Source organism: Chroococcidiopsis sp. CCALA 051 (genome assembly GCF_003015105.1).
In the GTDB taxonomy this organism is placed as follows: Bacteria; Cyanobacteriota; Cyanobacteriia; order Cyanobacteriales; family Chroococcidiopsidaceae; genus Chroococcidiopsis; species Chroococcidiopsis thermalis.
Genome location: NZ_PYCI01000202.1, coordinates 1 through 8,962, shown reverse-complemented (window position 1 = coordinate 8,962; position 8,962 = coordinate 1). Strand labels below are relative to the sequence as shown.

The 8,962-nt window shown below is 43.4% G+C and carries 9 protein-coding genes; 3 read left to right on the top strand and 6 right to left on the bottom strand.

Features of this window, described 5'->3' with window-relative positions; genetic code table 11:
* The first annotated feature begins 267 nt into the window (after positions 1-267).
* Positions 268-996, top strand: coding sequence for a tetratricopeptide repeat protein (locus C7Y66_RS29015; protein ID WP_106548197.1), 729 nt, complete (start codon positions 268-270; stop codon positions 994-996).
* Between the two features lie 35 nt (positions 997-1,031).
* Here C7Y66_RS29015 and C7Y66_RS29010 read toward each other — a convergent pair whose 3' ends face one another.
* Together C7Y66_RS29010 and psaM are read right to left on the bottom strand one after the other, a co-directional pair.
* Positions 1,032-1,418, bottom strand: a complete 387-nt coding sequence (locus tag C7Y66_RS29010; RefSeq protein ID WP_106548196.1) for a hypothetical protein — start codon at positions 1,416-1,418, stop codon at positions 1,032-1,034.
* Positions 1,419-1,878: 460 nt separating this feature from the next.
* The gene (psaM, locus tag C7Y66_RS29005; RefSeq protein ID WP_015152217.1) at positions 1,879-1,974 is read right to left on the bottom strand and encodes a photosystem I reaction center subunit XII; all 96 of its coding nucleotides are present in this window, start codon (positions 1,972-1,974) and stop codon (positions 1,879-1,881) included.
* Positions 1,975-2,204: 230 nt separating this feature from the next.
* On the opposite strand from psaM, the gene C7Y66_RS29000 reads away from it, so the two are divergent.
* Together C7Y66_RS29000 and C7Y66_RS28995 are read left to right on the top strand one after the other, a co-directional pair.
* Positions 2,205-3,545, top strand: coding sequence for an FGGY-family carbohydrate kinase (locus C7Y66_RS29000; protein ID WP_106548195.1), 1,341 nt, complete (start codon positions 2,205-2,207; stop codon positions 3,543-3,545).
* Positions 3,546-3,579: 34 nt separating this feature from the next.
* The gene (locus tag C7Y66_RS28995) at positions 3,580-4,236 is read left to right on the top strand and encodes a DUF938 domain-containing protein (protein WP_106548194.1); all 657 of its coding nucleotides are present in this window, start codon (positions 3,580-3,582) and stop codon (positions 4,234-4,236) included.
* Between the two features lie 84 nt (positions 4,237-4,320).
* On the opposite strand, the gene C7Y66_RS28990 is transcribed toward C7Y66_RS28995, so the two are convergent.
* The 4 genes from C7Y66_RS28990 to C7Y66_RS32185 all read right to left on the bottom strand — a co-directional run bounded on the left by C7Y66_RS28990 (position 4,321) and on the right by C7Y66_RS32185 (position 8,884).
* Positions 4,321-5,355 (bottom strand): glycosyltransferase family 2 protein, encoded by a 1,035-nt coding sequence (locus tag C7Y66_RS28990; protein ID WP_106548193.1) that lies wholly within the window; start codon positions 5,353-5,355, stop codon positions 4,321-4,323.
* A gap of 19 nt (positions 5,356-5,374) precedes the next feature.
* On the bottom strand, positions 5,375-6,667 hold the full coding sequence (locus C7Y66_RS28985; RefSeq protein ID WP_106548192.1) for a glycosyltransferase: 1,293 nt from the start codon (positions 6,665-6,667) through the stop codon (positions 5,375-5,377).
* Between the two features lie 35 nt (positions 6,668-6,702).
* Complete coding sequence (locus C7Y66_RS28980; protein ID WP_106548198.1) at positions 6,703-7,995, bottom strand: glycosyltransferase; 1,293 nt, start codon at positions 7,993-7,995, stop codon at positions 6,703-6,705.
* 64 nt (positions 7,996-8,059) lie between these two features.
* Positions 8,060-8,884, bottom strand: a complete 825-nt coding sequence (locus C7Y66_RS32185) for a histidine phosphatase family protein (protein WP_199197708.1) — start codon at positions 8,882-8,884, stop codon at positions 8,060-8,062.
* Positions 8,885-8,962: the final 78 nt, after the last annotated feature.

Sequence of the window (8,962 nt, the reverse complement as noted above, 5' to 3'; positions counted from 1 at the left end):
CCCATTACCCATTACCACTCTCTACTGATAACTAATAACTGATGCCTAATTCCTAAATCTTCTGGAATTTATCTGCGGAAAGATGAATGATCCAGTATGAAGTGAGAATCATAGAGTGTGAGCATCGACTTGGGCGCTACTAATGCTTGACATAAAAAAGTCTAGGCGAAGACACCTAAGTAAGTGCCACAAAGATACAGCAGATAGAGTCTAGATAATTATAAGTTTATTTTATAGAGCTTGTGGCTCAACAGCCCAGCAACCATCATGAGAAGCCAATCGTTAGAAGCAGAAAAAAAGAATCGAAAATGCCGTCATCAACGTAATAGTAGCGGCAAAATGGCTAATCAGTCGCCAATAGCCTCTCAAAACGGTAAACGGCAACCAGAACTAGCCTTATCCGATACCTACTTACGTGCATGTGCTGCGGAGAAATCGCAGCAGGGAAACTATGCCGAGGCGATCGCGTTGTTGAGCCAACTGCTTTATCGCTGCCCTGGAAATGCGATTGACTACAACAATCGGGGATTAGTATATTTTCAGGCTGGTCAACTCCAACAGGCGATCGCTGACTACGATCGCGCAATAGAACTGAATCCGAATTTAGCAAAAGCTTATAACAATCGGGCTAACTATCACGCCGCCTGTGGAAACTTTCTCGCTGCATTGGCTGACTACGATCGCGCCCTAGATCTCAATCCTAGCTACGTGCGGGCGTTACTCAACCGAGGCATTACTCTGCGCGATTTGGAACGCTATGAAGAGGCAATTGAAAGTTTCGATCTAGCACTGTTACTAGGACAGCTAGAAGGACATATTTATGCCGAACGCGGTCGGACTTATCACTTGTGGGGTGATTGGAACTGCTGCGTATCTGATTATCGCCGTGCTTTAGAGCTTTTACCACAGTACAACAGTTCCAATGCCGATCCTGCTATGCGTTTACGCGCTCAGGTGGAAACTTGGTTAAACCAATTATTAACGATTGACAATTAGCGGTAGTTCTGGCGGCTAATTGCTATCGTCAATTGCTATCTAGATTTGTCGAGGAAGTAGACTTGGCGCTGTCCTGGCTCGATTAAATTATTTTGCTCTTTCATCAAAGAATAGCTTTGACGGGGATCGAAGTAGCGGTTGAGGTCTTGACGCAAATGACCGACGCGCTGTTCTATCTGCTTGACTTCGGTATTAATTGCATTTGATTTTTGCTGCTGCGACCAAAGATAGGGTGCTAACTGTACCAAACCGTACAGCGTTATGGCAGAAATGGCACAGTTGGCAAATAGTTTTGCCGTATTTTCTAAAACTAACGTGCGATTGGGATGGCGCTGCTGGCGCTGTACGGTCTTTCTACGGCGCTCCTGGCGACGAGTCTTTTGTGGCTGTAGAGGTGGTCTAGACGGTTGAATGGCGTTCATAATTGCTCAAAAGGGGCGATGAAACAACTAGTCTTATACAGTCTGTAGATTGTGCTGTTTGTTTATTTTGATACAAAGAATCCCCAAAACCTTACTCTCACTCTGCTCTGGCTCCCAACCGTAGTTTTACGCAAACGTAGCTATACTTTCGGTCGTCGCACAATTAAAACTCGTGAATATACGGTAAATCAGTAGAGAGGACGCTTGGAGGTCAACAGCCGACGTGTAGAGTAACTGACTGGCGATCGCGAAACGGGGTTTTGCTAGTTGGTAGATGTTATGCAATCGAAGCTCGATTCAAACTGATTTAAATAATTTGAGATGGGGTTTTGAGTCGAGGAGCGATCCCCTGACTCAAAACTCAACTTGGAAGCAGTTGAACTATGAGTGTTTGTCAGGTGACAAACTAACCAGTAGTCTCTACTTCAAAATGAGATGGTTAACAAGTGTAGCTAAATTTCTACTTATACAGTTCGGTAGCTAACCGAAAAGCTAGTAGACCAGGTAGTAACGCTACTACGAGGGCAACGAAAACTTGAGTATCTGATATATTCATTAAAAAGCCTCCTAGTCACAAAGTATTCTTACCAGATAGTTTCATAATTTCAAATGAATTTCCTCATCAGGGGAAGAGCTTGTTACAACTCTTAGTAAATAGGGTGTGGGAAGAATTCGGAATTCGGAATTCGGAATTAAGTGTGACTTGTGACTTGTCTTGCTCCCTCAGCTCCCTCAGCGACCTTGCGCTTCCTCAGCTCTCTTTCTCCCCCTACTCCCTGATAACTAATGATTTCCCTGGGAATCGATTTTGGCACTTCTGGCGCTAGAGCCGTGGCGATTGATGCCGCAGGCAAAACTCTGGCAGAAGCCAAGCATGTTTTTACAGGGTCAAAATTAGCAACTGCACCCGCTCACTGGCAGACAGGCTTGTTTTGCTTACTAGAGCAACTGCCCTTAGAACTACGACAGAAAATCGGGGCGATCGCGATTGATGGGACTTCTTCCACTGTCTTACTGTGTGATGCGACGGGCAATCCAATTGTTACGCCACTCCTCTATAACGACGATCGCGGCATTGCCGTCATGGACGAGTTACGCGCGATCGCTCCTCCCCATCACGTTGCGATCGGCGCTACGTCCAGTTTGGCAAAGTTGTTGTGGTGGCAAAAAGCAAGGGAGAATTCGGAATTCGGAATTCGGAATTCGGAATTAATTAACCACGCACCACCCACCACGCACTACGGATTACTCAATGACCAATTCCTATCTCCCTCACAAGAGGCAATATATTTCTTACACCAAGCTGACTGGCTGAGTTTTTTATTGCACGGACAGCTAGGAGTGAGTGACTATCATAATGCTCTGAAGTTGGGATATGACGTGGAACGGTTATGTTATCCTGATTGGTTATTGAAATTGCCTGCACTGCCAAATTTGCCCCAGATACTCGCTCCTGGCACGCCTGTAGGAGAGGTGACGGCAGAGGTGCGATCGCGGTTGGGTTTGCCTCAAGGCTGCGTGGTACGTGCTGGGACGACAGATAGTATTGCTGCGTTTCTGGCTAGCGGGGCGAACTCCCCTGGAGAAGCAGTGACATCATTGGGTTCGACCTTGGTACTCAAATTACTCAGTCGGACGCGGGTGGAAGATGCTCGCTCTGGAGTTTACAGCCATCGACTAGGCGATTTGTGGTTAGCTGGTGGGGCTTCTAATACTGGTGGAGCTGTGTTGCGGCACTTTTTTACAGATGCAGAGTTAGAAACGCTGAGCAGTGAGATCGATCCCGATCGCGAAAGTCCCCTAGATTACTATCCTTTGCTCAAAGCAGGCGATCGCTTCCCAATTAACGATCCTCATTTGCCACCGCGACTAGAACCTCGTCCAGAAAATCCGGTTGAGTTTCTACACGGATTATTGGAGAGTATGGCACGGATCGAAGCACGGGGATATCAATTATTGCAGCAGCTCGGCGCAACCCCCTTGAGATGCGTCTACACGGCTGGAGGTGGGGCGAAAAATGCGATTTGGAGTCAAATTCGCGCTAGACATTTAGGCGTGCCTGTGGCGCAGTCAGCGCAAGCAGAGGCGGCTTATGGTACGGCACTGTTGGCACAGATGTCATGCTGAAATAATTAATGTTAGCGATCGCCCCATAACCTGCATGAACGATTCTAGTAGCCGACGACAGTACGCTCCTGCTACCCAACGCAACCGCAAGCCGATTCTAGAAGTACTGCTGCAAGTTTTGCCTTCTACAGGTACGGTGTTAGAGGTTTCCAGCGGTACGGGAGAACATGCAGTTTATTTTGCCCCTCACCTTCACCCGCGTAATTGGATTCCGTCCGATCCAAATCCCTTAGCACGAGAGAGCATTGCAGCATGGCGAGAATCTTGTCCGACAGATAATTTGTATTCACCACTGGCGTTAGATGCTAGCGATCCGGTTTGGGTGGTAGAAAGGGACGAACTGCCAGAATCTTTACATGATATAGATTTTCAACGCGATCCGATTGTGGCGATCGCCAACATTAACATGATTCATATTGCTCCTTGGTCGGCTTGTCTGGGATTGATGGCAGGAGCAAGGCGAATTTTGCCACCAGGAGGTATTTTGTACTTGTATGGACCCTTCAAGCAGGCGGGTCGGCATACTGCACCCAGCAATGCTGATTTTGATGAAAGTTTACAGGCGCAAAATCCAGAATGGGGCGTGCGCGATTTGGATGATGTTGTCGCAGTCGCACGCAGCGAAAATCTTTCCCTACTTAGAACCTATACCATGCCAGCCAATAATCTTTCGGTAATTTTTCAGGCGTGACTTAGTGTTAGGGAGCAGGGAACAAGGAGCAGGGGAGAACCAACTACCAATTACCCATTACCCATTACCCATTACCAATTTTATTCACGCTTTAGCCAACTCTGGCGTTGTTACTTTCTGAATTGGTGGTAACTCCAGTTTGCGTTGTGGCAACATTTTGGCATAGCGATCGCTCAGATAACGGTTGAATTTCCGGTCGAGTTTTTTCATGGTTCGCTTCAACGGCTTATTCTCAAATCCAAAACTTACCTGACGCACGAAGGGTTTAATAATTGTGGCAATGCGTCTGACTCCCAATTTTTTATACTTGGTTTGGAAATAACCGTCTTCTGATAAATTCCACTTTTCGCGTAGGCGTTGTAAGCTGCCTAGAGTCCAAGCGTCACTCCAACGCAGCATATAAAAATGCAAATCCGTCCATTCTAGAGGTGGACCAGGTACGTATGTGACTAAGCTATCTGGTTCAAAATAAACCGTACCTCCCGCTTGCGCCACAGTCATACAAAAGTCGAGGTGTTCTTTGGTGTTGAGCATAGCTTCGTCAAGATAGCCAATGCGATCGAATATTTCTGTGCGGACTAAGGTGCAATGAAATTCTGCTAATTCAGTTTGAGTTCGTTTCAATTGAGGACGCAATTTTACCGCGTTATGTCCTTGTTTGTACATTTTTTCGCGTAGATGTCGTCTACCTTTCACGTCAGTAACAACACGACTTTCTCCACCCGCAAAGTGAACCCTTTGGTGGATAGGTTGTTTTTCGCACATTAAAGGACCAACTACAGTTGCTTCTGTTTCCTCAGCGCAATTAACTAAAGCTGTTAACCAGCCTGGAGAAACTATGACATCGTTATCAACAAAAACCAAATACTTAGTATCGACACGACTCAAACCAATATTACGTGCGTGATTGGGAGAAAGATAGTAATTCGTGCGAATAATTTCAAAACGTTTTTCTTGGGCTTGAGCTTCTAGATAGCGTCGTACTTTTGCTGGAGAATTTCCATCAACATAAATTAACTTGAAGGGGAAATCTGTGTGTGCGTAAATGCTTTCTAAAGATGCCTGAGTACAGCTAAAACGCTCGCGAGGTACAACAACGATTGTCACTATAGGTTTCATTACGATCGATTCCTCCGTATTAATGATTTGCTGTTAATAATAAACTTCTTTCTGTCAAAGGATTTTGGGGGAGTTTTGAATCTAATACTTGTTGATAAATTTCAATTAATTCATCGTTTAGCTTGTCCATATCATATTTTGCTTCTACCTGCGCTCTACCAGTTTTCCCCATACTTTGCCAAACTTCAGAATGTTCGATCAGAAATTCAAGTTTTGTGGCGATCGCCTCAACATCTCGTTCTGGAACTAAAAACCCAGATACGCCATCTTCCACTAATTCTGGAATGCCACCATGTCTAGTACTAATAACAGGCAAACCCATTGCCATTGCTTCTTTTAATGTATTGACTGGTGCATCTTGATTACCATCAGCTCCGGTCACGCTAGGAGCCAGAAAAATATGACAAGTATCGAGAATTTCTACAATTTCTTTCTGTTGCTTCCAGCCTAATAATTTGATAGCACGCTCGGCATTCAATCCAGTAATTAATTGCTCTAAGTCTGCTTTTAGCTCTCCATCACCAATGATGTAATATTCGATATTTGGATAAGTTTGAGCGACTTGAGCAACTGCGGCGATCGCATACTCAATTCCTTTCTTTTCTACCAAACGTCCAGTCGTCACAATTTTCACTTTGCCATCAGTAGGAAAAAATCGAGGTTTGTAAGCAAACTTACTACAATCAATTCCCGAACCGTGGACGTGAATTTTGTCTGAATCGCATCCTAAAGCAACTGCCTTATTTTTAAAAAATTCACAGTTAGCCAAGAAGAAATCTGTTTCTTGAAAGACTTCTTGATAAACGCGATCGCCCCACTTGGGTAAGAATTTACTAATATCTGCACCTCGAAATGTAGAGATTAATTTCCCTTCAATTAATCCGAGTTGACGAAACCACACGCCAAATACACCCAAAGTACTAAATTGACAGTGAATGATATCGTAGGATTTCTGATTAAGAAATGGGATAGCGCGATAAAGTAGCTTCAGCGATTTCGCTTGACTCAAGTATCGAGAAGTATTCAGTAATTGCCAGCATACTAAAGGGTTTTTATAAAAATTAAGTGCTAGTAAGCTCAAGCCTTTCAACCAACGCCATAACTCGTTATCCGGTCGAGTGGGTGCGTAAAAAGTTCGTTCTAATAGTTGATATTGTTCGACTAAAGGATGTACTTTAGATAGATCTTTGGGAGCGCCATCTAGAGAATAAATATCAACTTCATGACCGCGCTGGATCGCGCCAACAATTTGATTGAGAATAAATGGCTCTGATAAAACAGGAAACCGAGCGACAAAAAATGCAATTTTCATATTTGGTAAAAACTTTCTTTTGTAAAAATATTGCTCTAAACCTGCATTAGTTTTTGAAGGTTCTGAATTGAATTTTTTCGATTTAATTTTTCATCTAACATTTGCTCGTAAATTGCCACTAACTCATCGTTCAATTTGTTCATATCGTATTTCGCTTCTACCTGCTCTCGACCAGCTTTCCCCATACTTTGCCAAACTTCAGAATGTTCGATCAGAAATTCGAGTTTTGTGGCGATCGCGTCAGCATCGCGCTCTGAAACTAAGAATCCAGATATGCCATTTTGAACTAATTCGGGAATGCCACCATGTCTAGTACTAATAACAGGCAAACCCATTGCCATTGCTTCTTTTAATGTATTGACTGGTGCATCCTGATTGCCGTCAGATGCCGTGACACTAGGAGCCATAAAAATATGGCAATCATTGAGAATTTCGATAATTTCTTTTTGCTGCTTCCAACCTAGTAATTTAACGACATGACTGACATTTAATTCGCTAATTAATTGCTCGAAGTAGGCTTTTAGGTCACCGTCACCAATAATATTGTATTCAAGATTCGAGTAGGTTTTGACTAACTTAGCAATGGCACGAATACCATATTCTATTCCTTTCTTTTCAACCAAGCGTCCTGTTGTGACAATTTTAATTTTTCCACTAGTAGGAAAATAACGCGGCTTAAAAGTAAATTTACTACAATCCAATCCCGAACCATGAACGATAATTCTTGTTGGATCGCAGCCTAAACCGATCGCGCGATCGCGAAAGAATTCGCAATTTGCCAAGAAAAACTCACCTTCTCTAAAGAGCCTATTGTAGACATCAACACCGTTTTCTTGAACGTATTTACTAATATCAATGCCGCGAAATGTGGTAATTAACTTACCTTGAATAATATTAGCGTCGCGATAAGCAAGAGCAATTGGCGCTAGCGTACCGAATTGACAATGAATAATGTCATACGATCCATCTTGAAGTAACGCGACAGTTCTGTAAAAAGATTTTAACGTTGCGACTTCTGCATCATATTTACCAGGCTGAAAAAATTGTAATGTTTTCCAAGAACCTCGATTCAGATTCTTCAGAAATAAACCTAACCCTTTAATCAAACGAGGAAAAAACTTCTCTGGCACTGTTGGCGGAAAATAAGTACGCTTCATTAACTGGTATTCTTCAACTACGGGATGTATCTTACCCGTATAGTTTTTGGGTAATCCATTAATTGGATGAATGCGGACATCATGACCGCGATCGATTAAACCAGTAATTTGATTCAGAATAAAGGCTTCTGATAAAATTGGAAAGCGCCAAACAATGAATGCGATTTTCATAATTGTGTTATCGGTCATTAGTCATTGGTCATTGGTCATTTGTGAATCAGGCATTTTAACCTGACTAAGAAAATATCTGTGTGGGCATTGCCCACCCTACATCTGATTTATGGATCGAGTCGTTTTGAGTAGTTAGAATATTCATTGCTTGTAAAATTGGCGGATGGCGATCGCCCGGATATTGCAGACAACTTACCATTCCTTTTTTGACTAATATTCTTTCCGAAACATCCGAATTCATATTAAAAACATGACCAATTAAACGAGCGATCGTTTCTTCGCTTGCCATAACTAAACCAGTCGTCAACTGCTGGGAATTAGCGATACTTCTTCTACCAATGACTGCTTGCCAAGCTTCGGGAATATCTTCTCGCAATACCTCAAACTGTACTGTTTCTGGATGGTGTTGCAGAATTTGTTGCACCGTAATGTGGTAAGAGTCAAGTATGCTATTGAGGCTAAAGTCAATTCGCACTTGTTTGAGAAACCTAGTTATGTTTTGAGTTTGTGCTGCATTTGTCCCAGAAGGTACGAGCAACAGCCGTAAACCTTTACCCCCCTCTTGAGGCTTGGGTAAGTGTTCTCCTACATGAGTATTTAAATTCATTGCTTCCAATTGCCCTGACTCCAGAGAACCGTCAGGAAAATTGAGAACGCTGATGCCGCAATTAGACTGCTGAATGCAATGATAGCGATCGGGTGTAATTCCTAAAGCTGTACTTATTAAAGCGCGGTTGGTTCCGCCATGAGTCACTAGTAAAACAGTTTGTCCCCTATGGCGCGGTAATATTTCTTGCCAAAACTCTCGTACCCTTTGATATAAATCTAGGGCGGGAAAGAATTTGTCAAGTTGTTGGCTGTTAGTTGTTGGTTGTTGGTTGACAGTCAACGCTGAGGCTACACTGCGTGAAGACAGTTGACAGTTGACAGTCAATGCTGGCGCTACACCTGTCTCTTATACACATCT